The sequence below is a fragment of the Castellaniella caeni NBRC 101664 genome, from assembly GCF_001592225.1.
GTDB lineage: Bacteria > Pseudomonadota > Gammaproteobacteria > Burkholderiales > Burkholderiaceae_B > Castellaniella > Castellaniella caeni.
This window is the reverse complement of record NZ_BCWN01000003.1, coordinates 157,793-184,335: the sequence shown is the minus strand read 5'-3', so window position 1 is coordinate 184,335 and position 26,543 is coordinate 157,793. Positions and strand designations below refer to the sequence as shown.

25 protein-coding genes and 1 tRNA gene are annotated in these 26,543 nt (G+C 65.8%); 15 read left to right on the top strand and 11 right to left on the bottom strand.

Annotated elements, in window-relative coordinates; translation table 11 throughout:
• Positions 1-37 precede the first annotated feature (37 nt).
• The gene (locus tag CCA01S_RS03175) at positions 38-403 is read right to left on the bottom strand and encodes a hypothetical protein (RefSeq protein WP_066453949.1); all 366 of its coding nucleotides are present in this window, start codon (positions 401-403) and stop codon (positions 38-40) included.
• A 128-nt stretch (positions 404-531) separates the two neighbouring features.
• Here CCA01S_RS03175 and CCA01S_RS03170 point away from each other — a divergent pair.
• Positions 532-622, top strand: a tRNA-Ser gene (locus tag CCA01S_RS03170).
• A gap of 80 nt (positions 623-702) precedes the next feature.
• On the opposite strand, the gene CCA01S_RS03165 is transcribed toward CCA01S_RS03170, so the two are convergent.
• A complete protein-coding gene (locus CCA01S_RS03165; RefSeq protein ID WP_084386399.1) occupies positions 703-2,238 on the bottom strand; it encodes an MDR family MFS transporter in 1,536 nt (511 codons plus the stop codon).
• Between the two features lie 57 nt (positions 2,239-2,295).
• On the opposite strand from CCA01S_RS03165, the gene lplB reads away from it, so the two are divergent.
• Both lplB and CCA01S_RS03155 read left to right on the top strand, forming a co-directional pair.
• On the top strand, positions 2,296-2,601 hold the full coding sequence (gene lplB, locus CCA01S_RS15585) for a lipoate-protein ligase small subunit (RefSeq protein ID WP_066453947.1): 306 nt from the start codon (positions 2,296-2,298) through the stop codon (positions 2,599-2,601).
• Complete coding sequence (locus CCA01S_RS03155; RefSeq protein WP_066453944.1) at positions 2,598-3,389, top strand: lipoate--protein ligase family protein; 792 nt, start codon at positions 2,598-2,600, stop codon at positions 3,387-3,389. Before lplB ends, CCA01S_RS03155 begins: the two co-directional genes overlap by 4 nt.
• Here the strand turns inward: CCA01S_RS03155 and CCA01S_RS03150 are convergent.
• Both CCA01S_RS03150 and CCA01S_RS03145 read right to left on the bottom strand, forming a co-directional pair.
• Positions 3,344-5,635 carry a putative bifunctional diguanylate cyclase/phosphodiesterase gene (locus CCA01S_RS03150; RefSeq protein ID WP_066453940.1) on the bottom strand — a complete coding sequence of 764 codons (2,292 nt, stop codon included), beginning with the start codon at positions 5,633-5,635 and terminating at the stop codon, positions 3,344-3,346. The genes CCA01S_RS03155 and CCA01S_RS03150 overlap by 46 nt on opposite strands.
• A gap of 9 nt (positions 5,636-5,644) precedes the next feature.
• Complete coding sequence (locus CCA01S_RS03145; protein WP_066453937.1) at positions 5,645-7,270, bottom strand: methyl-accepting chemotaxis protein; 1,626 nt, start codon at positions 7,268-7,270, stop codon at positions 5,645-5,647.
• Positions 7,271-7,416: 146 nt separating this feature from the next.
• On the opposite strand from CCA01S_RS03145, the gene CCA01S_RS03140 reads away from it, so the two are divergent.
• The 3 genes from CCA01S_RS03140 to CCA01S_RS03130 all read left to right on the top strand — a co-directional run bounded on the left by CCA01S_RS03140 (position 7,417) and on the right by CCA01S_RS03130 (position 9,488).
• On the top strand, positions 7,417-8,466 hold the full coding sequence (locus CCA01S_RS03140; RefSeq protein ID WP_066453934.1) for a GlxA family transcriptional regulator: 1,050 nt from the start codon (positions 7,417-7,419) through the stop codon (positions 8,464-8,466).
• Positions 8,467-8,538: 72 nt separating this feature from the next.
• A complete protein-coding gene (locus tag CCA01S_RS03135; protein ID WP_066453932.1) occupies positions 8,539-8,967 on the top strand; it encodes a DUF5602 domain-containing protein in 429 nt (142 codons plus the stop codon).
• Positions 8,964-9,488, top strand: a complete 525-nt coding sequence (locus tag CCA01S_RS03130; RefSeq protein WP_066453926.1) for a plastocyanin/azurin family copper-binding protein — start codon at positions 8,964-8,966, stop codon at positions 9,486-9,488. The genes CCA01S_RS03135 and CCA01S_RS03130 overlap by 4 nt, the downstream gene beginning before the upstream one ends.
• A gap of 206 nt (positions 9,489-9,694) precedes the next feature.
• Here CCA01S_RS03130 and CCA01S_RS03125 read toward each other — a convergent pair whose 3' ends face one another.
• Together CCA01S_RS03125 and CCA01S_RS03120 are read right to left on the bottom strand one after the other, a co-directional pair.
• Positions 9,695-10,423: an RNA polymerase sigma factor gene (locus CCA01S_RS03125; protein WP_066453924.1), complete on the bottom strand. Its 729-nt coding sequence runs from the start codon at positions 10,421-10,423 to the stop codon at positions 9,695-9,697.
• A gap of 155 nt (positions 10,424-10,578) precedes the next feature.
• Positions 10,579-10,926: a carboxymuconolactone decarboxylase family protein gene (locus CCA01S_RS03120; RefSeq protein WP_066453923.1), complete on the bottom strand. Its 348-nt coding sequence runs from the start codon at positions 10,924-10,926 to the stop codon at positions 10,579-10,581.
• Positions 10,927-11,100: 174 nt separating this feature from the next.
• On the opposite strand from CCA01S_RS03120, the gene CCA01S_RS03115 reads away from it, so the two are divergent.
• A complete protein-coding gene (locus CCA01S_RS03115) occupies positions 11,101-12,027 on the top strand; it encodes a DMT family transporter (protein WP_066453921.1) in 927 nt (308 codons plus the stop codon).
• A gap of 80 nt (positions 12,028-12,107) precedes the next feature.
• Here CCA01S_RS03115 and CCA01S_RS03110 read toward each other — a convergent pair whose 3' ends face one another.
• A complete protein-coding gene (locus tag CCA01S_RS03110) occupies positions 12,108-12,671 on the bottom strand; it encodes a DUF924 family protein (RefSeq protein WP_084386425.1) in 564 nt (187 codons plus the stop codon).
• 82 nt (positions 12,672-12,753) lie between these two features.
• A complete protein-coding gene (locus CCA01S_RS03105; protein ID WP_066453916.1) occupies positions 12,754-13,743 on the bottom strand; it encodes a diaminopimelate dehydrogenase in 990 nt (329 codons plus the stop codon).
• Positions 13,744-13,952: 209 nt separating this feature from the next.
• Between CCA01S_RS03105 and sstT the strand changes: the two genes are divergently transcribed.
• Positions 13,953-15,185: a serine/threonine transporter SstT gene (gene sstT, locus CCA01S_RS03100; RefSeq protein ID WP_066453913.1), complete on the top strand. Its 1,233-nt coding sequence runs from the start codon at positions 13,953-13,955 to the stop codon at positions 15,183-15,185.
• Here the strand turns inward: sstT and CCA01S_RS03095 are convergent.
• The 3 genes from CCA01S_RS03095 to ompA all read right to left on the bottom strand — a co-directional run bounded on the left by CCA01S_RS03095 (position 15,142) and on the right by ompA (position 17,196).
• Positions 15,142-15,819 (bottom strand): HAD-IA family hydrolase, encoded by a 678-nt coding sequence (locus CCA01S_RS03095; protein ID WP_066453911.1) that lies wholly within the window; start codon positions 15,817-15,819, stop codon positions 15,142-15,144. The two genes, sstT and CCA01S_RS03095, sit on opposite strands and share 44 nt — an antisense overlap.
• A 5-nt stretch (positions 15,820-15,824) precedes the next feature.
• Positions 15,825-16,532, bottom strand: coding sequence for a bifunctional 2-polyprenyl-6-hydroxyphenol methylase/3-demethylubiquinol 3-O-methyltransferase UbiG (gene ubiG, locus CCA01S_RS03090; protein ID WP_066453908.1), 708 nt, complete (start codon positions 16,530-16,532; stop codon positions 15,825-15,827).
• A 94-nt stretch (positions 16,533-16,626) separates the two neighbouring features.
• Positions 16,627-17,196 carry an outer membrane protein OmpA gene (gene ompA, locus CCA01S_RS03085; protein ID WP_066453907.1) on the bottom strand — a complete coding sequence of 190 codons (570 nt, stop codon included), beginning with the start codon at positions 17,194-17,196 and terminating at the stop codon, positions 16,627-16,629.
• A gap of 381 nt (positions 17,197-17,577) precedes the next feature.
• On the opposite strand from ompA, the gene gyrA reads away from it, so the two are divergent.
• From gyrA to cmk, 7 genes are read left to right on the top strand one after another with little or no spacing between them, the layout of a single operon-like run.
• Entirely contained in the window at positions 17,578-20,292 is a 2,715-nt protein-coding gene (gene gyrA, locus CCA01S_RS03080) for a DNA gyrase subunit A (protein WP_066453906.1), read from the top strand.
• A gap of 9 nt (positions 20,293-20,301) precedes the next feature.
• A complete protein-coding gene (serC, locus tag CCA01S_RS03075) occupies positions 20,302-21,432 on the top strand; it encodes a 3-phosphoserine/phosphohydroxythreonine transaminase (RefSeq protein ID WP_066453905.1) in 1,131 nt (376 codons plus the stop codon).
• Positions 21,425-22,513: a prephenate dehydratase gene (gene pheA, locus CCA01S_RS03070; protein ID WP_066453903.1), complete on the top strand. Its 1,089-nt coding sequence runs from the start codon at positions 21,425-21,427 to the stop codon at positions 22,511-22,513. The genes serC and pheA overlap by 8 nt, the downstream gene beginning before the upstream one ends.
• 12 nt (positions 22,514-22,525) lie before the next feature.
• Entirely contained in the window at positions 22,526-23,638 is a 1,113-nt protein-coding gene (hisC, locus tag CCA01S_RS03065; protein WP_066453900.1) for a histidinol-phosphate transaminase, read from the top strand.
• Positions 23,635-24,528, top strand: coding sequence for a prephenate dehydrogenase (locus CCA01S_RS03060; protein ID WP_066453897.1), 894 nt, complete (start codon positions 23,635-23,637; stop codon positions 24,526-24,528). Before hisC ends, CCA01S_RS03060 begins: the two co-directional genes overlap by 4 nt.
• Positions 24,525-25,850, top strand: coding sequence for a 3-phosphoshikimate 1-carboxyvinyltransferase (gene aroA, locus CCA01S_RS03055; protein WP_066453896.1), 1,326 nt, complete (start codon positions 24,525-24,527; stop codon positions 25,848-25,850). Before CCA01S_RS03060 ends, aroA begins: the two co-directional genes overlap by 4 nt.
• Positions 25,847-26,539 (top strand): (d)CMP kinase, encoded by a 693-nt coding sequence (gene cmk, locus CCA01S_RS03050; protein ID WP_066453893.1) that lies wholly within the window; start codon positions 25,847-25,849, stop codon positions 26,537-26,539. Before aroA ends, cmk begins: the two co-directional genes overlap by 4 nt.
• The last annotated feature ends 4 nt before the right edge of the window (positions 26,540-26,543 follow it).

Sequence of the window (26,543 nt, the reverse complement as noted above, 5' to 3'; positions counted from 1 at the left end):
TGGTCGCCGAGTGTGTTGCGCGCGGCTTTCGCGGGTATCAGCCCGAGTGCTTATGGGGCTTGGGGCCGCGATAGTGCGGCATGCCCGGGATGACGGGCGGCGCGGCCTGTGTCGAGGCTTTGGGTTCGCGCTGGGCGCCGATGCGCGTCAGCAAATACAGCACCAGCACCCAGAAGACGAGACTGGCCCCGGTGGCCAGCAAGCTGTTGAAACTGGCGTAGCCTGTGGCGGCCGACGCCTGAATGCCAAACGTGTTGGCCACGAGGGGGATGTTGCCCAGACCTTCGACCAGCAGGCGCCCGGGCAGGGTGACACCCCATTTGAGGGCATCGATGACTTCCCAGCTGGAAATGCTGCCATTGCCGTCGATGTCGAGCACGAAATGCAGAGCCTGGATGTTCATGATGGCCTCCGAAAGCTTGCGATGCCTGAATTCACTATAAGCGGTCTGTCAGCTTTCAACAATATGGGCGGGCGAATTGCATGAGCCAAATTCCGTGCTAGAATGCCGGACTTGACCGCAGTCGAACCGGAGAGGTGGCAGAGTGGTCGAATGTACCTGACTCGAAATCAGGCGTACGGTAACCCCGTACCGTGGGTTCGAATCCCACCCTCTCCGCCAGTTTGAAAAACCTGCCTCGGTCAAGCCGATGCAGGTTTTTTTCTGCATCCTCAAAACCAGGCGGGATGAGCGGTCAAGCCCTAAGCGTCCAGCGCCGCTGCGTGCCGAGGTGCCAGCAGCACCACCAATAGCGTCAGCACCGCCGCCCACAGCATGCCTGTGTATACCTGACGGGTGGACAGATCGAAGGCGGTGAGCAGGAACTGGTGGCTGGCCGTGCCGGGCGCTTCGGTCTGCAGCACACTCACCAACTGGCTCACCGGGGGCAGGGTGTCCGTCAGCGCCGCCGGGGCGGCCGCCAGCTGTTCGCGGATCGTGTGGTTGAACAAGGCGCCGACGATGGCCGCCCCCAGGCTTTGTCCCAGGTATCGCGACCACATGTTTGCGCCAGTGGCGACACCGCGCTGCTGCCACGGCACGGCGGCCTGTACGCCCACCAGCAGCGGCGTGGACAGCATGCCGAAGCCCGCGCCCAACAGAATCTGGTCGGCGGTCACCAGCCAGACGGCGGGGTGCTCGGGCAGCAGGGTAAAACCCAGCACCGCCAGCAGAATCAGCAGGCCGCCAAACAGGGCCGTGTCGCGAAATCCGTACCGCAGGTACAGCCGCCCCGACCAGGCCGAGGCCGACACCCAGCCCAGGCTCATGCTGGCCAGCACCAGGCCGGCGGCGATGGGCCCCAGGCCCAGCACCGACTGGGCAAAGATGGGCAGATAGGTGTCGGGCGCCATCATGATGAGCCCCATGCCCAGCACCCCCAGATTGGCACCCAGCATGGTGCGGTCTTTCCAGACCCAGCCCGGCATGATGGGCTCCGCCGCGCGGCGCTCGCGCCAGACGGTGGCGGCGACCAGCGCGGCGGCCAGGGCGAAGGTCAGCAGGCTGGGCAACGACCCCCAGGCCCAGGCATTGCCGCCTTGCAGCAGGCCGAAGACCCCGACGGAGCCCGCCAGCATCATCAGGATGGCGCCGCCGTAGTCGATGGCATGGCGGCGGCTGGGCGCCTGCTCGTGCAGGAAGTGGGCGATCAGGCCGATCGCGGCCAGGCCGATGGGGATGTTCACCAGAAACACCCAGCGCCACGTGGCGTATTCGGCAAACGCGCCTCCCAGCGTGGGGCCGACGATGGCGGCCACCCCCCAGACGCTCGACAGCCAGCCCTGGATGCGGGCGCGCTCGCGGGTGGAATACAGGTCGCCCGCCAGCGTGTTGACGGTCGCCATGATCGAACCCGCCCCCAGGCCCTGCAGCCCGCGAAAGACGATCAAGGGCACCATGCCCCAGGCCAGGGCGCAGGCCGCCGACCCCAGCAGAAACAGCGAGGCGCCGCCAATGAGCACCGGCTTGCGGCCATACAGGTCGGCCAGCTTGCCGTAGATGGGAATCGTCACTGTCTGCGCCAGCAGGTAGATGGAGAACAGCCAGCTGAACTGCTGGAAGCCGCCCAGATCGCCCACCACCTGCGGGATGACCGTGGCGACGATGGTGATGTCCATGGCCGCCAGCGACATGGTGAGCATGAGGGCCGCGAGAATCCAGCCCCGGTGGGCAACGGGGGGTATTTCGTCGGCGTCGGTGTAGGGGCTCTCCTGCTTTTCCGGAGTGATCGCGTTCATAATGACGGCTATGCAATAGGGCCTCAATGTTAGCCCACGTCAACACAGGAAACACGCATGCACGAGATCAAGCAACCGCTTCGGGCGGGGCACGGAGAATACAAGGTTCCTGGCGGCAAGCTGGTCGTGATCGATCTGTCCGTCGAAGCCGGCCACCTGAAGAACGTGCAGCTGTCGGGTGATTTTTTCCTCGAACCACCCGAGGCGCTGGACGCGATCAATGCGGCGCTCGAAGGCCTGCCTTGCAACGCGGGCGCCGCCGGGCTTGCCCAGGCCGTGCGCGAAGCCCTGTCGGACGATGTGCAGATGTTCGGCATCAGCCCCGAAGGGGTGGCCGTGGCCGTCGAGAGGGCACTGGCATGAGCACCGTGACGACACCCCGCAGCCAATGGGCTGATTTCGACTGGCAGCTGCTGCATCCCGAGCCCCTGCTGCCGCTGCAGCACATGGCGCTTGACCAGGTGCTGCTTGACGAGGTTGCGGCCGGACGGCGTGCGCCGACGTTGCGCATCTGGGAATGGGCCAAACCGGCGATCATCATCGGTATCTTCCAGTCGCTGAAAAACGAGGTGGACGCCCAGGCGGCGGCTGCCCACGGTATCCAGGTCGTGCGCCGCATCACCGGCGGCGGCGCGATTTTCGTCGAACCTGGCAACACCATCACGTATTCGCTCTACACGCCCCTGTCCCTGGTCGAAGGCATGAGCTTCAAAGAAGCCTATGCCTTCATGGACGACTTCGCCGTGCAGGCACTCAAAGACCTGGGTATCAAAGCCTGGTATCAGCCGCTCAACGACATCACGTCCGATGGCGGCAAGATCGGCGGCGCCGCCCAGGCGCGGCGCGGCAAGGCCGTGCTGCACCACGTGACCATGTCGTACGACATCGATGCCGCCAAAATGGTGCGGGTGCTGCGCATCGGGCGTGAAAAACTGTCCGACAAAGGCACCGTCTCGGCGGTCAAGCGGGTCGATCCCCTGCGCAGTCAGACAGGGCTCGAACGCGACGTCATCGTGCAGCGCATGCTCGATACTTTCCGCCGCCGGGCCAGCTTGCATGAAGACGTGCTGCGGGCTGCCGAACTGGCCCAGGCCGAGCGCCTGATTCAAGAGAAATTCGGCACCGAGGCCTGGCTGGCCAAGGTGCCCTGAGGGCGGCCTGGCAGTGTGTGCATGGCGGCAGGCCACCTTTCGTGAGGCGCCAGGGGGTGGCGGAAATGATCGGTTTCCTGCTGTACCCAGGCGGCTGATGTGATCGGGCGCGAGAACAAATACCCCTGGATCGCATCGCAGTGGTGCGTGAAGAGAAAGTTTGCCTGGGCCTGCTGCTCGACCCCTTCGGCGATGGTGCGCAGTTTCAGTTTGCGCGCCAGCAGCAGGATGACCTGCACGATCGCGGCGCTGCCGGCCTGCTGAGGCAACCCGTCGATCAGGCTCTTGTCGATTTTCAGTTCGTGAATCGGCAGTTTCTGCAGCTTCACCAAGTTGGCGTACCCCGAGCCGAAGTCGTCGATCGAAAACCGCACCCCCTGTGCCGAGAGCGTGTTCATGTGCTGGATGGCCTGCTCGTTGTTTTCCAGATCGATGTCCTCGGTGATTTCAAAGATCAGGCGCTGGCCATCGACGCCGGTGTCTTTGATGATCCGCAGGGCTGTCTGGATGAATTGAGGGTCTGTCAGTGTGACGGGGCTGACGTTGATCGACAAAGGGTAGGTTTGCCCGAGCGCCGTCAACTGGTCGATCAGCTGGCAGGCGTGCGCCAGCATCTGGCACGTCAGCAAGGTAAGCTGGCCCTGGCCCTGCGCCAGGGGGATGAACCGGCTGGGGGGGATGTCGCCCAGCTGGGGGTGCTGCCAGCGGGCCAGCAATTCGGCGCCGATCACGTTGCCTCGACGATCGATCTGCGGCTGGACGCAGGCGTGGATTTGCTGGGTGGTGACGGCGTGCGCCAGGTCGCGTTCCAGGTTGCGCTGATACCACAACTCTTGTTGTATCTCGTGGTTGAACAGGATGACCCGGTTGCCGCCCAGGGTTTCGGCCCGGCCCAAGGCGATGCGGGCCTCTTGCAGGCAGTTTTCCAGCGTGGAAGACGCGTCGCCCAGCAAGGTCACGCCGATGCTGATGCGCACGGTGCAAGGTTGTCCGTCGATGACCATGGCGCGATGGGTGAGGGCGTGGTGCAGCTTTTCGGCGATGTCCATGGCCTGGTGGGCTGCTTCCTGTTGTTCGCCGCTCAAGGTGGTCAGCAGGATGGTGAACTCGTCCCCATCGGTGCGGGCGATCGTATCCCTGGGGTAGGTGTTGTGGATCAGCGTTCGCGCGATCTCTTGCAGTACGTGGTCGCCCACCGTGAGACCGTGGCGCTCGTTCACCAGGTTGAGGTCGTCGATGTCCAGGATGAGCAATGCCCCTTTGGCCTTTTGGCGTTGGGTCAGCACCAGGGCCTGTTCGACGCGCGTGTGCAGTATCTGCCGACTGGGCAGGCTGGTGAGTTCGTCGAAGAAGTGCCGCTGCCCGTGCCAGTGGTAATAAGCGCCTGCCGCCAACAGCGAGACGAGCGCCAGGGGCAGCAGCACGATCCAGCGCCAGTCGCTGGTGGTTGAAGCCGACGGTGCCATGCCCCAGTGGGCCAACGCCTGGTAGTAGGGGGATTGCGGGTCTTCCTTCCAGGCTTGCAGGTGCTGGTCGATCTGCGCCAGCAGTGCGGTTTCGTGCCCTTTGGGGGCGGCAAAAAAGATCGGGCTCGACTCCAGCAGCAGGGGTGAGGCGGACAGATGGTAGCGCGCGGCGGATAGCGCGCCGGATATGTCGCCTGCGACAGCGGCGTCGGCGTTGCCTGTTTGCACGAGGCGAAAGCCGTCGACCAGTTCTTTAGTGGCAATCAGGCTGGCGGAAACCCGCTGTTCCTGCAGCTTGTCCGCCAGAAGCGTGTATTGGACAGAGCCTCCGAGCACGGCAATCCGCTTGCCTTCCAGGTCTTGCCAGTGTGTCGGCTCGTGCTGTTCCGGCGCGAAGATCAGTGAAGACCGGGTCAGGGCGGGAACCTGATTCAAATCCAACTGCAGCGCGCGTTCGTTTGAATAGCGAACGTTGGGCAACAGATCGATGGCACCTGTCCGCAGCAGTGCGAGGCAGTCGAGCCAGTGGCAGGGTTGCGCCTGCAGCTCCAGCCCTTTGTCAGCCGCGATAGGCGTGAGAATGTCCGCCAGGATGCCGCCGACCCGCCCGTCTGGCTGCAGATAGATGTCGGGTGGCAGGTCTGGCACCCCCACGCGCAGGGTAGCGGCCAGCGCCCAGGGGCCTGTGCACCAGAGCAGCAGGCTGAGCAGCAGCATCCGGGCCACCCGCCACGACGGATGCGCGGCAGCCAGGCTGGGCACGAGAAAAAAGGTGTGCATCGGCGGTCGTCAGGCGCCCAGCAGGGGGATTGCCGCCTTGTCGAGGCTGGGCGGTCGCATGGGCACCTGGTGACGGGTTTGCCCGGCGCGCGCCTGGCGGTCGGTGCCGATCTGGAAGGTGGCGACCAGCTGGGCCAGGGTGTCGGCCTGTTCTTGCAGGCTGCTGGCGGCGGCCGATTCTTCCACCAGGCTGGCATTTTGCCGGGTGACATCGTCCATCTGCGTGATGGCGACGTTGATTTGTTCGATGCCCGTGGTCTGTTCGTGGCTGGCGGTGGTGATGTCGGCCATGATGCCGCTGACGCGCTGGATGCCGTCCACGATGGCCCGCATGTCGCTGCCGGCCTGCTGGGCTTGGGTATTACCGTGCGCCATGACTTCAGCCGCTGTGTCGATCAGGGCCTTGATTTCTTTGGCCGAGTTGGCGCTGCGCTGTGCCAGCGCGCGCACTTCGGCGGCGACGACGGCAAAGCCGCGGCCCTGCTCGCCCGCGCGTGCGGCTTCGACGGCGGCATTCAAGGCGAGGATGTTGGTCTGGAAGGCAATACTGTCGATGACGCCGACGATTTCCGCGATCTGCTGGGATTTCGTGTGAATGTCGCCCATGGTGAGCACCAGTTTTTCGACCGTGGTGCCGCCTGTTTGGGCGGACTGCGTGGCCTGCCTGGAAAGATGGTCGGCCTGTTGGGCGTTGTCGGCGTTCTGCCGCACGGTGGCCGTGATTTCTTCCATCGAGGCCGCGGTTTGTGCCAATGAGGCAGACTGCTGTTCGGTGCGTGCGGAAAGATCAAGATTGCCCATGCTGATCTGGCTGGCGGCGGTGGCAATGGCATTGGCCCCGCCATGGACTTGCCCGATGGTTTCGCGCAGCCCGGTCACCATGGCATCCAGGGCTTTTTCAAGCTGGGTGATTTCGTCGCGCCCCAAGGCGGTGATCGAGGGGCTGAGGTCGCGGTGGGCAACCTGGGTGGCCAGTTGCACGGCCTTATTGAGCGGGCGTGTGATAGATCGGGTGACGCTGCGGGCAAACCAGGGGCTGAAAACCAGGGCAAGCAGCGTGGCGATGCCGCTGACCCAGAGCCCTTCGTCGATGTCGTGGACGATTTGCCGCTGGGCTTGATTGACGCTGTCGGTCTGGTAGTGCGTAAAGGCTTCGACCTGGTCGATGTAGGTGGTGACAAGCGATGGCATTTCCTGATTGAAAAAGCGCTGGGCATCCTGGGTGTGGCCCGATTCCATCGCGGCCAGCGCGGCATTGCGCCGGGTGACGAAGTCGTGGCGCAGCTGTTCCAGTTTCTGAAATAAGGTGCGGGCCTTGGGGTCTTGGATGCCTTGATCCAGCGACTTGACCAGCGTGGCCGCCTTGGTGGTGGCTGCCTGGATTTCCTGGTCGAAATCTTCGTTGGTGGTCAGCCCCTGCGCCCTGGCGGCCGCCAGGCTGTAGGCCGTATTCAGTTTGATGGCGGTTTCCAGCTCGAGGGCCGTCACCACCAGCGCCTGGCGCTCAATGCTTTTTTGGTTGCTGTCGCGCGTGCCCATCATGAGCCAGCCGTTTTGGATCGCCAGCAGAACCAGCAAGAGGATGAGAACGCCAAAGCCGAGGGTCAGGCGGATGCCGATGGTTAGATTTCGCATTGATGTGGGTGTGGAGGTTTGACCGGGCGCGCGCGGCGCTGCATGACGTGTGTCAAAGGCCCTTATTTTGCGGTTCGGCCAGGCGCCGGACAAGCCACGTTCTGGTTAAAATTCGATCATTTCCAGCCATTACAAATGTAATTTCAATGTTCGCCCAGCCTGATCATCCTTGCCTGCCGCGTCGCCAGCTTGCACTGCTGGTCTACGACGGTATCGGGGCGACGCAATTGGCCGGGCCTTTGATGGTGTTCGATCCTCAAAGCCTGGGCACAAATGCCGTCAAGGTCCGCTGTGTGGCGGTTGATGCCGGGGTCATCAAAACGGGGGCGGGGTTTTCCATCCAGCCCGAAGCCGGGCTGGGGCACCTGCAAAGCGCCGATGCCGTTCTGGTACTTGGTTGGCCTGGGCCCGATGCGCCGGTGCCGCGGGCCTTGAAACAAGCCTTGCGCCAGGCCTGCGCGCGAGGGGCGCAAGTGGTGGGCTTGCACCTGGGCTGCTTTGTCCTGGCCGAAGCCGGCCTGCTGGATGGGCGGCGTGCGACCACGCATTGGCAGTATTCCCGCCTGTTTGCCCAGCGCTTCCCCAGGGTGGACATCGACCCCGACATCCTCTACGTGCGCGACGGCAATCTCTGGACTTCCGCGGGGGGATGTGCGGCGATCGATCTGTGCCTTTTGCTGCTGCGGTATCTGGCCGGGGCCGCGGTGGCCGACCAGGTGGCGGCCAGTCTTGCCGTGGGCCTTTTGCGCCATGGTGACCAGCGGCAGCACATCGACGCGTCCTTTTTTCTTGACGACAGCAGCCGCGAGCTGCGGGGCTTGCTGGTCTGGATGCGAACGCACCTGCAAGAGCAGCAAAACCTGAAGATATTGGCCGACCGCATGCACGTATCCGTGCGTACCTTTACCCGCCGTTTTCATCAATTGACGGGGCTGACGGTCAAGCAATGGCGTCTCAAGCAGCAACTTGCCAGCGCCCAGCAGCTGCTTGAATCCACCGACCAATCGGTCGAGCACGTGGCGACACAGGTGGGGTTTGGGTCGGCGCTGGCGCTGCGTCGTCATTTTCGGGCGTTTGCCGGCCTCTCGCCCAGCGAATATCGGCGGCGCTGTGGCACCGTCAACGGCCTGCGGGCCGTCGCGCAGGCGCCTGGCCTGCCACCGGCCGCCGGCGCCAATTTTTTATCCGATCCCTGAAACACATCTTCAGCGCGCTGCATCCAATGGGTTGAAAGCAGCGATTCGCGCTGCGTGCTTCTGGAGATTCTCATGAAACGTTCATTCTTGACCGCGGCGGCCGCCGCCCTGGCACTATCCGTGGGTTCCGTTGGCGCGTATGCGGCGCAGACCTCCGTCGAGCAGGCCCCGCCCGCAGCCCCCTACAAGGCCGTCAGCTCGCTGGTCAAGCTGCCTGATTTCATCCCCGGCCTGGGGCAGCTGTTCGTTGATCCGTCCACCCTGCCGGCCGGCCCCTTCCTGGGCTACGACCACCATGGCAAGCTGGTCAGCACCACCTATATGATCCCCATCGCGCAAATGAAGCCCGATATGCACTTCCAGGATCTGAAAGCGCCCGCGGGCCACGTGGATCACGTGGACATCCAGTACAACGCGGGGCACCCCGGCGTGGCTGAGCCGCATATCCACATCATTCTGTGGAACGTGCCTGCCGCGCAGGAAGCGAGCGTCGCCAAATGAGCACCGCCGCCTTCAACCCGCAGCGCCGCCGTCTGCTGGCCATGGGCGGCGGTCTGCTGCTGACGGCAGCCGTCATCCGGCGTGCCGGTGCGGCGGAGGCGGTCGAAATCCAGATGTCCGGCACCCCTTCGGGTTCCCAGGTCTGGTTTCGGCCCCATGGCCTGCTGATTCAGCCGGGACAGACGGTGCGCTGGGTGAACAGCGACACGGGCAATGCGCACACCACCACGGCCTACCATCCCAAGAACCACAAGCCGCTGCGCATCCCGGATGGCGCAACGCCTTGGGATTCCGGCTATCTGCTGCCCGGCCAGTCGTTCGAGGTCGTGCTGAGTGTGCCCGGCGTGTACGACTACTTTTGCCTGCCGCATGAGATGGCCGGCATGGTCGGGCGCATCGTGGTGGGTACGGCCGATGCCGCGCACAAGCCCTATGCCGCCACCGATGCGCAGTTGCCCGCCGTGGCGCTGGCGCAGTTTCCCGATGTCGCCGCCATCCTGAAAAGCAAGCGTATCGACTAGGCGGCGATGCGGGCCGTTGGATCGTGTGTCTGCCGCGTGTTCATGGGCGGTCAGCCGGCCCCGGCCCAGCCGCCGCGAGCGCCTGTCGCATCATGCAAAACCCCTCGGCAAACCAGACGTGAGCCTGGTTTGCCGAGGGGTTTTTGCGCAGCGCGACACGTCGTGCGTCATGCCCGTGCGCCTGCTGCCTGCTGGCGTGCGTATATTTACATCGAGGCTTCGTCTTCGGGATGCAGCCCTGCGGCCCGCATGCGCGCGTGCACGCCGGCGACGATGCGGGCGCAGCGTTCACCGGCAAAGGAAAAAGCACTGGCTGCCTTGGGGTCGAAGTCGTGTTTCATGGCGGCTTGCAGCAGGTGGCGGGCGCGCATGAAACGCACCCGCACGGTGGCTTCGGGGATGTCGAGTACCTGGGCGACTTCGGTGGCGGACATTTCTTCCACGCCGCGCAGCATGAAGACCGTGCGGTAGATGTCCGGCAGGGCATCGATCTGCTGTTCGATGTTGTGCCGCAGTTCTGCGCGCCAGGCCGACTGGTCTGGCCGCGAGGACTCTGGGGCGGGGAGGGTAGCGCCGGGAGGGAGCATGTTGTCGGAATTGCCTGATACCTGGTACGCCGATTGGATGATAGTTTCGCGCGATTTGTTTCGCCGTCGGCGCATGAGCGCCTCGTTGACCGCGATGCGCGTCAGCCAGGTGGCGGCCTGGGCGTCGGCGCGAAAGTCTTGCAGGTGCTGGAAGGCCTTCCACCAGGCCTCTTGCACGGCGTCTTCGGCCTCGGCCTCGTCGTGAAGAATGCTGCGGGCCGCGCGGTACAACTGCTGGTTGTGGCGCTTCATCAGGACGTCAAAGGCTTTCAAATTACCCGCGCCGCACAGGGTGATCAGCGACAGGTCGTTGGCCGTGTTCAAGTCGTGCTGAATTTGGGTGTCCACTTCGCCTCCGGAAATTCATGTGATGCCATTGGATGACGGCAGCCTGATGAACGTTTCATCCGCATGCCGGACAGGGACAGTTCAGGCTGGCCGGGCTGTCCGGGCAACGACGCCGCGCACGGGTGCGCGGGCGCGCCGTACGTGCGGGGGATGATTCAGGGGTGCGTGTGCGGGTGCAGGTTTTCGAGTGTCTGCAAGGCCAGGTTGGAGTGCGCGTAGGCGCCGCCCGCGCGCATTTCGGCGGCCACCCAGATGGCTTCCATGATTTCGGCGTCGCTGGCCCCGGCGCGCGATGCGCCTTCGGTGTGGCCCTTGATGCAGTAGGGACATTGGGTGACGTGGGCGACGGCAACGGCGATGAGCTGCTTGGTCTTGGCGTCGAGGGCGCCGGCGGCGAAGACCGCCTTGCTGAAGGCCTTGAAGGCGGCCAGGGGTTCGGGAGCCAGTTCGGCGCGGCGCTTGGCCAGATCAGCGGTGGCGTGGGGATACATGGGTGCGTCCATGGTGGTGTTCCTTTGTTCTGTGGGTTGACTTCATCATAGACCCCGGGCAGGGGATAGGCCAGGGACGCCCCGGTTCCTGGCCGGGTTAATCGGCGATCCGTTGCGCGCCGGACCTGGGGCCGCCACCGACCCGGCCTACAATGTGTTTCCGACAACAGCAGATCGAGAGCAAACGTGGAAAGTCGTCAACCCATGGATGGTCTGGCGTCCGGCCTCATGCTGGTGCTGTGCCTCATCTGGGCGCTGCAGCAGATTGTCCTGAAGGCCACCACCGCGGATTTTTCCCCGGTGTACCAGATCGGCCTGCGTACGGCCATCGGTGGCGTGCTGGTGGGGGCGGTCATGGCCTGGCGCCGCGCCGAACCCCTGGACGAGGCGCTCAAGCTCTGGCGCCCCGGGCTGCTGGCGGGGGCCCTGTATGCGCTCGAGTTTCTGCTGGTCGGCGAAAGCCTGCGCTTCACCACGGCGGGCCACGTGGTGGTGCTCTTGTATACCGCGCCCATCTTCGCCGCCATCGGCCTGCACTGGAAGCTGCCCGAAGAACGTCTGGCCGCCGCGCAGTGGCTGGGGGTGGGGCTTGCTTTCGCGGGGGTCGCGCTGGCCTTTCTGGTGCGCGATACCGGGCATGCGACGGTGGCGGGGGCCATGCTCTGGGGCGACATCCTGGCCCTGGCGGGGGGCGCGGCCTGGGGGGCGACGACAGTGCTGGTGCGCGTCACGCCGCTGGCGTCGTTGCCCGCCAGCCAGACGCTGCTGTATCAGCTGCTGGCCGGAGCCATCCTGCTGCTGGCGGCTGCCGTGCTGATGGGGCAGACCACGTTTCACGCGACGCCGCTGGTCTGGGCCAGCCTGGCGTTCCAGTCCGTCTTCGTGGCGTTTCTCAGCTATCTCGCGTGGTTCTGGCTGCTGCGCAAGTACCTGGCGTCGCGGCTGGGCGTGTTTTCCTTTCTGACCCCGTTTTTCGGCGTGATCCTGGGCGCCTGGCTGCTGGGCGAGCCGATTGGCTCCGGCTTTCTCCTGGGGGCGCTGCTGGTGGTGGCCGGTGTCGTGATGCTGAGCGGCTACGGCTGGTTTGTCCAGTGGCGTGCGACGCACGGCTGATATGTCCCTGGACTGGCCTGCACCGGTGTGCGTGTGACCTGCGGGTTGCCTGCCAGAGGCATCTTTACCGACAGCAACCCTTAACCGGCAAACCCGCCCGCGTCGAGAAAGGCCTGTTCTTCAGGGGTGGTCGCGCGCCCCAGCGCGGCGTTGCGGTGCGGGAAACGGCCAAAGCGCACGATGATGTCCCGGTGCATGTTGGCCCAGCGGACGGAGTCGGGCACGTGCTGTTGGTACAGCGCCAGCGCCTCGTCCTGGACGGCCAGGCTTTCGGCGTGCATGAAGGGCAGACAGACGAAGTTGCGCAAGCCGGGCTCGATCTGGTCGAGCAGCGGCAGGCTGCGCCGGGCATAGGCCAGGGCCAGGCCGTCGGTGGCGAACATGTGGCCCGTGCCGCGAAACGCATTGCGCGGGTATTGATCCAGCAACAGAATCACCGCCAGGGCCGACAGCGGCTGGCGCAGCCAGTCTTCGAGCTCTTGCCGGGCGGCGGCGTAGTGCGCGTCGTAGAAGCGGCTGCGAAAGGCCGCGTCGAAAGCCGCGCTCTTGGCGAACCACTTGGCCGGGCCCGCTTCCTGCCAGAAGTCGATCATGGCCTGGGCCGTGTGCGGGATGGAAGACGGTGCAGGGTGGCTGGATGTCATGGGCTTGGGCAACGGACGTGCGTGAACAGACTCTCTGTACGGTACTCCAAATCCAGACCGTGCGCGGGCTGCGCGGCGCCGCCTACAGCAGCTCGCGGCGCAGGTCGGCGGCCGACTTGGGTGAGAGCAGGCCGGGCGCGACGTCGAACACCGTGCGGGCGCCGGTTTCGCCCGCCCGCTTCAGGCGCCAGGCCGCGCGCGCATAGGCCACCAGTACGCTGGAGGTGAATCCGGGGTTGCTGGCGAGCTTCAGCGAGTATTCCATCACCTGCTGGTCGCCCGCGCCCGACTGGCCGCTGCGGATGACGAAGCCGCCGTGGGGCATGCCCGCGTGCTCGCGGCGCAGGGTGTCGGCGTCGATGAAGTGCACCGTGGTGTCGTAGTCGGCGAAGTAGTCGGGCATGGTGACGATGGCCTGGCGCACTTGGGCGGCGTCGGCGCCGGCCTGCAGCACGACGAAGCACTCGCGGGTGTGTTTGTCGCGGGTACTGAGCTGCGGCTGTTCGCCCGCCCGGACGCGCTCGACCGCGGCGGGCACGGGCAGCGTGTATTGCACCCCCGCGGCCACGCCGGGCACGCGGCGAATGGCGTCCGAATGCCCCTGGCTGAGCCCCTTGCCCCAGAACGTATAGGTGGCGCCCGCGGGCAGGATGGCCTCGCCCATCAGCCGGTTGATGGAAAACAGGCCCGGATCCCAGCCCACCGCCAGGATCGACAGAGTGCCGTGCTCGCGGGCGGCGCGATCCACGGCGTCGAAATACTGGGGGATGCGCGCGTGGGTGTCGTAGCTGTCGATGGTGGTGAACCATTGCGCCAGCCGGGGGCCTTGCTGCGGCAGATCGTCTTTCGAGCCGCCGCACAGGATCAGCACGTCGATGTCCTGCCGGTGGGCGGCGGCGTCGTCCAGCGACCACACCGGCACCGAGGGGTCGGCCAGCGCCAGCGATGCCGGGGCGCGCCGCGAGAAGACGCCTGCCAGGTGCATGTCGGGCTGCTGCGCGATGGCCGCCAGTGCGCCGCGCCCCAGGTTGCCGTAACCGGCGATGCCGACGCGGATGGGTGATGAAGCCATGGGTGTCCTTGTGAAAAAATGGGCGGGCCCGGCCAGCGCCGGGCGGATGCGTCATTTTATCGATTCGTGGCCGCGCCGTTGTCGAGGTAGAATGGCGGCCATTTCCAATTTCCAGTTGGGCACGGGTTTCTCTCCGCGAGATGTTGGGCAAGGCGCATTGTGTTGATCTTCCTGGTCCGTGACCGGACACTCACCAAGGAGCCTTCCCGATGGCGTCTTCCGCCTCCAAACCCAATCCTCTTCTTCAGTTCGTCACCAACGGCAGCTTGGTCATGCAGATCGTCATCGGCCTGGTGGCGGGGGTCGTGCTGGCCTACGTCTCGCCGGATGCCGCGCGCGCGGTCAGCCTGCTGGGCAATCTGTTCGTCACGGCGCTGAAATCGATCGCGCCTCTGCTGGTGTTCGTCCTGGTGGCCGCCTCCATCGCCAACCACCAGAAGGGGGCCAAGACGCAGCTGGGCCCCATCCTGATCCTGTATCTGGTGGGCACGTTCGCCGCCGCCGTGGTGGCCGTGGGCGCCAGCTTCCTGTTTCCGCTGACGATCCAGCTGCAGCTGGGCGACTCGACGCTGAATCCGCCCAGCGGCGTCATCGAGGTGCTGCGCAACCTGCTCATGAGCGTGGTGGACAATCCGGTACACGCGCTGCTGGAGGCCAACTACATCGGCATTCTCGCCTGGGCCGTGGGCCTGGGCATCGCCCTGCGCCATGCGCATGGCTCCACCAAGAACGTCATGTCCGACCTGTCACTGGGCCTGTCGTACATCGTGCGCATCGTCATCCGCATGGCGCCCATCGGCATCTTCGGCCTGGTGGCCGCCACCATCGCGGAAACAGGCTTCGCATCCCTGCTGGACTACGTGCGCCTGCTGGCCGTGCTGTTGGGCTGCATGGTGTTCGTCGCGCTGGTGGTCAATCCGCTGATCGTGTTCTCGCGCCTCCGCGCCAACCCGTATCCCCTGGTCTTCACCTGCCTGCGCGAATCCGGCGTGACAGCGTTCTTCACGCGCAGCTCGGCGGCCAATATCCCCGTCAATATGGCGCTGTGCGAAAAACTGGGTCTGGAAGAAGACACCTATTCAGTGTCGATTCCGCTGGGCGCCACCATCAACATGGCGGGCGCCGCCATCACCATCACGGTGCTCACGCTGGCCGCCGTCAACACCCTGGGGGTTTCGGTGGATTTTTTCACCGCCTTGCTGCTGAGCATCGTGGCGGCGGTCTGTGCCTGTGGCGCCTCGGGCGTGGCGGGCGGCTCTTTGCTGCTGATTCCCGTGGCCTGCAGCCTGTTCGGCATTTCCAACGACCTGGCGATGCAGGTCGTTGGCGTGGGTTTCATCATCGGTGTGTTGCAGGATTCCGCCGAGACGGCGCTCAACTCGTCCACCGACGTGCTGTTTACCGCGGCGGGTTCGTATCGCGCTGTTGCCAACGCTGGATGATGGGCCAGAGGTCGGCGGGCGAGCGGGCGATGATGTCCGCCTGCCAGCTGGCCGGATCGTCCGCGCAATAGCCGTAGGCGGCGGCCACGGTGGCCATGCCGGCGGCCTTGCCCGCCTGGATGTCGCGCGCGTCGTCGCCGATGTAGATGCAGTGCTCGGGGCGCGCGCCCACCTGGCGTGCCGCGTAGAGCAGGGGTTCGGGGTGGGGCTTGGTGTGCGGGGTTGTGTCGCCGCCCACGGTGACCGCGCAGCGCGCGTCCAGCCCGAAGTGCCGCACGATGGGCAAGGCCAATGCCTCGACCTTGTTGGTAACGATGCCCCAGGCCAGCGCCTGCCGGGCCAGCTGCTCGATCAGTTCGGCCACCCCTGGAAACAGTTGGGTGTGTACCAGCATGGCTTGGGCGTAGTCGTCCAGAAACTGCTGCCGGACGCGCGGGTAGGCGTCGTCGTCCGGGTTCAGGTCGAGCGCGGCCTTCAGCAGGCCGCGCGCGCCATGCGAGGCATGGGGCCGCAAGGCCTCGTAGGGCAGGGGCGCCAGCCCCTGGCGCGTGCGTTGCCGGTTGGCGGCGGCGGCGAGGTCGGGGGCGGTGTCGGCCAGCGTGCCGTCGAAGTCGAACAAGATCAGCGGGGACATGGCGTTCATTCCGGGCGGCGTGCCGCCATCAGGTAGTTGACCCCGGCGTCAGAGGACACCTGATATTGCCGGGTGAGGGGCAGGTACTGCAGGCCGTTGACGGCGCTGACCTCGAGCCCGGCCTGGCGCGCGGCGACCGCCAGCTCGCTGGGGGTGATGAACTGCTCGTAGCTGTGGGTGCCCCGCGGCACCATGCGCAAGATGTATTCCGCCGCCACGATGGCGAGCAGGAACGATTTGGCGTTGCGGTTCAGGGTCGAGAAGCAGACCAGCCCGCCGGGGCGCACCAGCTGGGCGCAGGCGCGCACGATGGCTGCGGGATCGGGCACGTGTTCGAGCAGTTCCATGCAGGTGACCAGATCGTACTGCCCGGCCTGCTGCTGCGCGTGGTCTTCGGCGCTGATGCACTCGTAGTGCACCCGCACCCCCGATTCGTGTCCGTGCAGGCGGGCGATCTGCAGCGATTGCTGGGCGAGGTCGATGCCCGTGACCTGGGCGCCTTCGGCTGCCATGGCCTCGGCCAGCAAGCCGCCGCCGCAGCCGACGTCCAGCACCCGGCAGCCCGCCAGCGTGCCCGCCTGGGTGCGAATCCAGCCCAGGCGCAGCGGGTTGATGTCGTGCAGGGTTTTCAGCTCGCCTTGCGGGTCCCACCAGCTGGAGGCGAGTGCGCCGAACTTGTCGAGTTCGGCTTGGTTGACGTTGGCGGTTTGCATGCGGTGTGGGCTCCAGAAATGAATAAGGCCCCGCACGCGCGGAGCCCTAAGTACGGCCATGCCGCAGCATGGCCGTTTCGTGCGGTGAACCGAATTACTTGCGGGTGCCGACGATTTCGATTTCCACGCGGCGGTTTTGCGCGCGACCTTCACGGGTCTTGTTGGTGGCGACCGGATCGGCCTTGCCCTTGCCTTCGGTGTAGATGCGGTCAGCGGGCACGCCTTGGCTGATCAGGTATTGCTTGACCGAAGCGGCACGGCGATCGGACAGCTTGAGGTTGTAGGCCACCGTGCCGATGGAGTCGGTGTAACCCACGGCGATGATGGTTTCGAGGTTGATCGACTGGGCTTGTTGGGCGACTTGGTCGAGCACCTGCTTGCCTTCGGGCTTCAGGTTGGACTTGTCGAAGTCGAAGAACGTGTCGGCATTGAGGACGACCTTGCTGGCGGTCGGGGCGACGACGGGCGCTTCGGCGACGGGCTTGCCGCAGCCTTCGGCGGCGGTAGCGGGCGTCCAGAAAGCATCGCGCCAGCAGTTTTCGCCGCTGGCATCTTTCCAGACGTGGCCGTCAACGTTGGTCCAGTTGTCGGAAGCCGACGCAGTACCGACGGCGGCCATGGCTGCGATGGCGAGTCCAATAGCGATTTTGGAGGGTTTGTTCATGTTTCTCCTCGTTTGAGCATGATGCTTGAAAGTGACCGCAGCGAACCCCCGCCGCATATCTGAAAGAACGTTTCCAGTATAGCAATGTCCAGTTCGGAAACTATGAATTGCGCTGGGTTTGATGCGTGTTAGCCGAAATCTTAAGGCATTTTCCAGGGCCTGGTTAAGTGTTCGGGCGTGTGTGGCCGCTCTGGGCGCGATTTCTCCCGGGGGGAGCGCCAGCCTGTGGGATTTTTGCAACGCCTGGCGGATTTGCCCGGCCGTGCCCCGCGCCCGGGCCGAATGCCCGGAATACCGGCAAAACCATGCTGTCCGAGGGTGGATGATAGAATCAGCGGTTGGCCCAGACTTGTTTTACGCCTGCAGCTTTCGGACGAAACCATGGAATCCTTCGCTAAAGAGACATTGCCCATTTCGCTAGAAGACGAGATGCGCCGCAGCTATCTCGATTACGCCATGAGCGTGATCGTGGGGCGTGCCTTGCCCGACGTGCGCGATGGCCTCAAGCCAGTTCACCGGCGCGTGCTGTTTGCCATGCACGAGCTCAACAACGACTGGAACCGCTCGTACAAGAAGTCGGCCCGTATCGTCGGTGACGTCATCGGTAAGTATCACCCCCACGGCGATACCGCGGTCTACGACACCATCGTGCGTATGGCACAAGATTTTTCACTGCGCTACATGCTGGTCGACGGCCAGGGCAACTTCGGCTCCATCGACGGCGACAACGCGGCGGCCATGCGCTACACCGAGGTGCGCCTGGCCAAGATTGCCCACGAACTGCTGGCCGATATCGACCAGGACACCGTCGATTTCGGCCCCAACTACGATGGCAGCGAACAAGAGCCGCTGCTGCTGCCTTCGCGCCTGCCCAATCTGCTGGTCAACGGCAGCGCCGGCATTGCCGTGGGCATGGCCACCAATATCCCGCCGCACAACCTGTCCGAGGTGGTCGAGGGCTGCCTGTATTGCCTGCGCAATCCCGATTGCACCATCGACGAACTCATCGAACGCATCCCGGCGCCCGACTTCCCCACCGGCGGCATCATCTACGGCATGGCCGGGGTGCGCGAAGGCTACCGCACGGGCCGCGGCCGCGTCATCATGCGCGCCAAGGCCCACTTCGAAGACCTGCCGCACGGCAGCCGCCAGGCCATCGTGGTCGATGCCATCCCGTATCAGGTCAACAAGAAAACCCTGCAAGAGCGCATCGCCGAACTGGTCAACGAAAAGAAGATCGACGGCATCTCCGACATCCGCGACGAGTCCGACAAAGACGGCATGCGCCTGGTCATCGAACTCAAGCGCGGCGAAGTGCCCGAGGTGGTGCTCAACAATCTGTACAAGAACACCCAGCTGCAAGAAACCTTCGGCATGAACATGGTGGCGCTGGTCGATGGCCAGCCGCGCCTGCTCAATCTCAAGCAGATGGTGCAGTATTTCCTGCAGCACCGCCGCGAAGTCGTCACGCGGCGCACCATCTTCCAGCTGCGCAAGGCGCGCGAGCGCGGCCACGTGCTCGAGGGCCTGGCCGTCGCCCTGGCCAACATCGACGATTTCATCGCCATCATCAAGGCCGCACCCACCCCGCCGGTGGCGCGCCAAGGCCTGATGGATCGCACCTGGGATTCCTCCCTGGTGCGCGAAATGCTGCTGCGCGCCGACGCCAACGTGGCCTCGGGCGGACGCGCGGCCTATCGGCCCGAGGGGCTCGAACCCCGCTATGGTCTGCAGGACGACGGCCAGTACCGCCTGTCCGAAGTGCAGGCGCAAGAAATCCTCAACATGCGCCTGCAGCGCCTCACGGGCCTCGAACAGGACAAGATCGTCGGCGAATATCGCGACATCATGGACACCATCGCCGATCTGCTCGACATCCTGGCGCGCCCCGAGCGCGTCACCACCATCATTGGCGACGAGCTGCAGGCCGTGCGCGCCGAATTCTCCGACCCGGCCCGCGATCCGCGCCGCTCCGAGATCGAATTCAACGCCACCGAGCTTGAAACCGAAGACCTCATCACTCCCATGGACATGGTGGTGACGCTCTCGCGCAGCGGCTATATCAAGAGCCAGCCGCTGTCCGAATACCGCTCGCAAAAGCGCGGCGGACGCGGCAAGCAGGCCACCACCATGAAAGATGACGACTGGATCGACCAGCTCTTCATCGCCAACACGCACGATTACCTCCTGTGCTTCTCCGACCGCGGCCGCGTGTACTGGCTCAAGGTCTGGGAAGTCCCCCAGGGGTCGCGCAACTCGCGCGGCCGGCCCATCGTCAACATGTTCCCGCTGGTCGACGGCGAAACCATCACCGCCGTGCTCACGGTCAAGGCCTTCAGCGAAGACCAGTTCGTCTTCATGGCCACCTCGCGCGGCACGGTCAAGAAAACCCCGCTGTCCGACTTCTCCAATCCGCGCAAGGCCGGCATCATCGCCGTGGGCCTGGACGAGGGCGACTTCCTGGTGGGCGCCGACCTCACCGATGGCAAGCACGACGTCATGCTGTTCTCCGACGCGGGCAAGGCCGTGCGCTTCGATGAAAACGACGTCCGTCCGATGGGCCGGGCGGCGCGCGGCGTGCGCGGCATGTCGCTCGAAGACGGCCAGGCGGTGATCGCGCTGCTGGTGGCCGAGGACGAAAGCCAAAGTGTGCTGACGGCCACCGAAAACGGCTATGGCAAGCGCACCTCCATCGTCGAGTACACGCGCCACGGGCGCGGCACCAAGGGCATGATCGCCATCCAGACCTCCGCGCGCAATGGCAAGGTGGTCAGTGCCGTGCTGGTGCAGCCTGAAGACGAAATCATGCTCATCACCACCGGCGGCGTGCTGGTGCGTACGCGCGTTGCCGAAATCCGCGAGATGGGTCGCGCCACCCAGGGCGTCACGCTCATCAACGTCGATGAGGACAGCCGCCTGTCGGGCGTGCGCCGCGTGGCGGAAAGCGATGCCGACGACGAAGACGGCGCCGATGACGACACCACCGACGCGAACCCCGCGCCGGATGCAGGCTCTGATACGGATGGCGCCAATGGCCATCCCGGTTCTGGCGCGGCGCCGACAGACGACACGCCGGATGATTCCTCCCTTTCCTAAGGACTCTTCATGAATCGCCCCTGGAATTTCGCTGCAGGCCCGTCCACTTTGCCTCTTGAAGTCTTGCAGCAGGCGGCTGCCGACATGTGCGATTGGCAGGGCAGTGGCACCTCCGTGATGGAAATGAGCCATCGGGGCAAGCACTACAGCCGCATCCGCGACGAGGCCGAGGCCGATCTGCGCGCCTTGCTGGCCGTGCCGGACGACTTCGAGGTGCTGTTCATGCAGGGGGGGGCCTCGGCGCAAAATGCCCTCGTCCCCCTGAACCTCATCGGGCGCAACGGCAGTGGCCGCGCCGACTACGTGCTCAGTGGCCACTGGGCACGCAAATCATTCAACGAAGCCAAGCGCTACGGCGACATCGCCGTGGCGGCCAGCGCCGAGGGCGCGGCCGAATTCGATGGTCGCCGCTACGGCGACTGGTGCTGGCTGCCCGCGCAATCCCAGTGGAAAGTGCGCGCCGATGCCGCTTATCTGCACCTGTGCGCCAACGAGACGATCGGCGGGGTCGAACAGGCCGTCATGCCGGACATGGCCGCGCTGGGGGCGCCCGAAGTACCGTTGGTGGCCGACATGTCCTCCAACATCCTGTCGCGGCCCATCGATTTCTCGCGCCTGGGCCTGGTCTATGCCGGGGCGCAGAAAAACGCCGGCCCGGCGGGCGTCACGCTGGTGTTCGTGCGCAAAGATCTCATCGGTCATGCGTCGGCACAGTGCCCCTCGGTCTTCGACTACAGCAATGTGGCCGGGGCCGACTCCATGTTCAACACGCCGCCCACCTATGCCATCTACATGGCCGGCCTGGTGTTCAAGTGGCTGCTGCGCCACGGCGGCGTGGCCGCCATGGATGCCGCCAGCGCACAAAAGTCGCAAGCCCTGTACCAGTACCTGGATGGCTCTGCGCTGTACGAGAACCGCATCCAGCCGGCAGTGCGCTCGCGCATGAACATCCCCTTCTTCCTGCGCGACGAATCGCTCAACGCCGCCTTCCTGGCCGAATCCGAAGCCGCCGGGCTGCTGGCGCTCAAGGGCCACAAGTCGGTGGGCGGCATGCGCGCATCGCTGTACAACGCCATGCCCCTCGAAGGGGTGCGGGCGCTCATCGCCTTCTTGCGCGATTTCGAGGCCCGCCATGGCTGAGCCCAGCTTGCAGGCCAGCCTCGAACCGCTGCGGGCACAGATCGACTCGCTCGACGAGCAGATCCTGCAGTTGCTCAACCAGCGCGCCCAGGCGGCCTTGCAGGTGGGCGAGGTCAAGAAGCGCTTCGACGCCGCCGGGCCCATCCTCAAGCCCGAACGTGAAGCGCTCATCATCCGTCGCCTGCAGACCCTCAATCCCGGGCCGCTGCCCGAGGCCGCCGTGGCTGCCGTATGGGGCCAGGTGATCTCCGCCTGTCGCGGGCTCGAAAGCATGCTGACGGTGGCCTTCCTGGGGCCGCAGGGCTCGTTTTCCGAGCAGGCGGCCTACGAGCACTTCGGTCGGGCCATCACGGGCCTGCGCTGCGAATCGTTCGACGAAGTCTTTCGCGCCGTCGAGGCGGGCCAGGCGGACGTCGGCATGGTGCCGGTCGAAAATTCCACCGAGGGCGCCGTCAACCGCAGCCTCGATCTGCTGCTCCATTCCTCGCTCAAGGTGCTGGGTGAGCGCACCATTCGCATCCACCACAATCTGCTCACGCTCACGGGCGGGCTGGAAGGCGTGACGCGGGTGCTTGGCCACCCCCAGGCGCTGGCGCAGTGCCAGGCCTGGCTCAGCCGCAATCACCCGGGGCTCGAACGCATGCCGGTGGCCAGCAACGCGCAGGCCGCTCGCATGGCGTCCGAAGACGCCAGCTGTGCGGCCATCGCCGGCGATGCCGCGGCGGCTGCCTGGGGGTTGAGCACCGTGGCCAGCGGCATCCAGGACGATCCGCAGAACCAGACGCGGTTTCTGGCCGTTGGATTGCAAGATGCCGGGCCGACAGGGCGGGATAAGACCAGCCTGGTGCTCGCTGTCCCCAATCGGGCTGGTGCCGTCTACGACATGCTGGCGCCGTTTTCCCATCATGGCGTGTCCATGACGCGTCTCGAGTCGCGCCCCGCGCGCACCGGCCAGTGGGAATACTATTTCTACGTCGATCTGCTGGGTCATCACGACGATGAGCCCGTCAGCCTGGCGCTGGCCGAGCTGCGCCAGCAGGTCGCGTTTTTCAAGATACTGGGTTCCTATCCCAGGCAATGAGGTGATGACGTCATGACTCAGCCCTTGGCTCCCGATCACATTCTGGCGATCGCGCCCTACCGGGCGGGCAAGCCCATCGAAGAACTGGCCCGCGAATTCGGGCTCGACCCGGCGGGCATCATCAAGCTGGCCTCCAATGAAAATCCGCTGGGCTGCTCGGGGCGGGTGCGCGAAGCGCTCAGCGAGGCCGCGGGCGCGCTGCAGGGGCGCTATCCCGACCCCAACGCGTTCGATTTAAAAGCCGCCCTGGCGGCGCATCACGGGGTGCCCGCCGACTGGATCACGGTGGGCAACGGCTCCAACGATCTGCTCGAACTCGCTTCGCTGGCGCTGCTCGATGCGGGCTCGTCGGCCGTCTACGCCGAGCACGCCTTCGTGGTGTATCGCCTGGCCACCCAGGCGCGCGGCGCGCGCCACCGGATGGTGGCGGCCAAAGACTACGGGCACGACCTGCCCGCCATGCTCGATGCCATTGCGGAAGACACCCGTCTGGTGTTCATCGCCAACCCCAATAACCCCACGGGCACCCACCTGGCGCCCGAGGCCATCGGGCAGTTTCTCGCCGCCGTCCGGACGCGCCACGGCAATCGTGTCGTGGTGCTGCTCGACGAGGCCTACGACGATTACCTTGACCCCGCCGAACGCACGGACAGCACCCAATGGGTGCGTGCCTATCCCAACGTGATCGTCACGCGCACTTTCTCCAAGGCCTATGGCCTGGCGGGGCTGCGGGTCGGCTACGCCCTGGCACAAGCCGGGTTGACCGACGTTCTCAACCGCGTGCGCCAGCCGTTCAACGTCAGCGTGCTGGCGCAACTGGCCGCCCGGGTGGCTTTGGCGGATCAAGAGTTTCTCGCCCGCACCTATGCGCTGAACCGCGACGGCCGCATCCAGCTGCAAGAAGCCTTTGCCGCCTTGGGGCTCGACTTCGTGCCCAGCCATACCAATTTCGTCCTGGTCAAGGTGGGCGATGCGGCGCGCATCGACACCGAACTGCTGCGCCGCGGCATCATCGTGCGGCCCGTGGCGGGTGACGGCCTGCCGCAGCACCTGCGTGTCACGGTTGGCCTGCCCCAGGAAAACGCGCGCTTCATCGAGGCTTTGTCCGACATCCTCGCCCAATGAACGACGCGGCCGATCCTCTGGTTCCCGTGCTGGCCGTCGTCGGCACCGGCCTCATTGGCGGCTCGTTCGCGGCGGCCCTGCGCCGGGTCGGGCAGGTGGGCCGGGTGCTGGGGGTCGGGCGCAACCCGGCCTCACTGCGGCGCGCCCAGGCGCTGGGGCTCATCGACGAGGCGGTCGATCTCCCCCAGGCCGCGGCGCGGGCCGATCTCATCTTCCTGGCCACGCCCATCAGCGCCATGGCGCCCGCTTTGCGGGCGCTGGCTCCCGTGCTGCGCCCCGATACCCTGCTCACCGATGCGGGCAGCACCAAGTCGGACGTGGCCCGGCTGGCGCAAGAGGCGCTGGGCGAGCGCTATCTGCAGTTCATCCCCGGTCATCCCATCGCCGGGTCGGAAATGACCGGGCCCGAGGCCGCCGACCCCTTGCTCTACCATGGCCGCAAGGTGGTGCTCACGCCGTTCGACGATACGCCGGGCCTGGCGCAGCACCGGCTGATCCGCGTCTGGGAAGCCTGCGGCGCGCGGGTGCAACTGATGCGCCCCGATGCCCACGACCGCGCCCTGGGCTGCGTCAGCCACCTGCCGCATTTTCTCGCGGCGGCTTACATGGCGCAGGTGGTGCGGGCCGAAGACGCCGACACGCGCCTGGGGCTGGCGGGCACCGGCTTTCGCGATTTCACCCGCATTGCCGCGGGCTCGCCCGAAGTCTGGCGCGACATCTTTTTTTCCAACCGCGCGGCTGTGCTGGGCGAGCTGGCCGACTTCGAGCGCGTGCTCGGGCGTTGGCGTGCCGCTCTGGAAGACGACAGCCATCCCGAGACCCTTGAAGCCATGCTCGAGCAGGCCGCCCTGGCGCGCCGCTTTTGGGGCGGGCGCAACCAGATGTCATGACCGATCACACCGCTTCCCTGTGTCTGCCGCCGTCCGTGCGTGCGCGCGGCACCATTACCTTGCCGGGCTCGAAGAGCATCTCCAATCGCGCGCTGCTGCTGGCCGCTCTGGCCGAGGGCAGCACCGAACTGCACGGCCTGCTCGACTCCGATGACACCCGCGTGATGCAGGCCGCTTTGCAGGCCTTGGGCGTTTCGCTGCAGGCGCACGGCCCCGGCTGCGTGCGCGTGACGGGCGCGGCCCGCTGGCCGGTGCGGGCGGCCCGCCTGTTCCTGGGCAATGCGGGCACGGCTTTTCGGCCCCTGACGGCGGCGCTGGCGCTCATGGGCGGCGATTACCATCTGTCGGGGGTGCCGCGCATGCATGAGCGCCCCATCGGCGATCTGGTGGATGCGCTGCTGGGTCTGGGCTGCGTCGTGGACTACGAGGGGCAGGCAGGCTATCCGCCGCTGTGCATCCGTCCGGGCGCGCTTCAGCTGCAACAGCCCATCCGGGTGCGTGGCTCGGTGTCCAGCCAGTTTCTCACGGCGCTGCTCATGGCCGCGCCCATCGCGGCGGGCAGGGCGGGGCGCGACGTCGTCATCGAGCTCGACGGGCCGCTCATCTCCAAGCCCTACATCCTCATCACGCTGAACCTCATGGCGCGCTTTGGCGTGCAGGTGCGGCGCGACGGCTGGGCGCGCTTCGTCATTCCGGCCCATGCCCGCTACGTCAGCCCAGGCCGCTATCAGGTCGAGGGCGACGCGTCTTCGGCTTCGTACTTCCTGGGGCTGGGGGCGATTGCCGGCGGGCCGATCCGGCTCGAAGGGGTCGGGGCCGACAGCATCCAGGGCGATCTCGCCTTCGCCCGGGTGGTCGAGGCCCTGGGGGCCACGGTGCGCTACGCGGCCGATGCGCTGGAGGTCGAGGGCGTGGTGGTCGCGCAGGGGGCGCGCCTGCGTGCCTTCGACGAAGACTTCAACCTGATTCCCGATGCCGCCATGACCGCCGCCGTGCTGGCCCTGTATGCCGACGGCCCCTGCCGCCTGCGCAACATCGCCAGCTGGCGCGTCAAGGAAACCGACCGCATCGCCGCCATGCACACCGAGCTGGCCCGGCTGGGGGCGAAGGTCGAGTCCGACGCCGACAGCCTTACCGTCCATCCCCTGGCCGATGACCAATGGCGCGCGGCGGACATCCGCACCTATGACGATCACCGCATGGCAATGTGCTTCTCGCTCGCTGCCTTCGGGCGTGCGCCCGTCACGATTCTTGATCCTGGCTGCGTGGCCAAGACCTACCCGGCCTATTTCTCCGATTTTCAAAGCCTTCTGCAATCATGAGTCCTGTTTCGTCTTCTCCGGATGCACTTCGCATCCCCGTCATCACCATCGATGGGCCGACCGCCTCGGGCAAGGGCACCATCGCGCAGCGCGTGGCCGATCACCTGGGCTGGCATGCGCTCGACAGCGGCGCACTCTACCGTCTGACGGCGCTGGCGCTGCAGCGGGCGGGCGGCGACGGGCAGGACGAGGCGCTGGCCGCGCGCCTGGCGCGCGCGCTGGACGTGCGCTTCCAGGGTGAACGCATCCTGATGGGCGGCCAGGACGTCGCCGGGCTGATCCGCCACGAGGCCGTCGGCAACCTGGCCTCGGAGGTGGCCGCGCTGCCCGCGGTGCGCGCGGCCCTGCTCGAACGCCAGCGCGACTTTCGCCAGGCCCCGGGTCTGGTGGCCGATGGCCGTGACATGGGCAGCGTCGTCTTTCCGGATGCCGACCTCAAAATCTTCCTTGACGCCGACGTTGAAATTCGCGCGCACAGACGCCATAAGCAGTTGAGTGGCAAGGGAATTTCTGCTAATCTAGACGACCTTTTAAGCGATCTTCGGGCGCGTGATGCACGCGATCGGGGTCGGGCGCATGCGCCGCTCGTAGCGGCTGCCGGTGCCATCACGATCGATTCGTCCCGTCTCGGGATCGATGACGTCGTGCAACAAGTGCTTGGCCTTTGGTCGGCACGCGGGCCTGCCTGATACC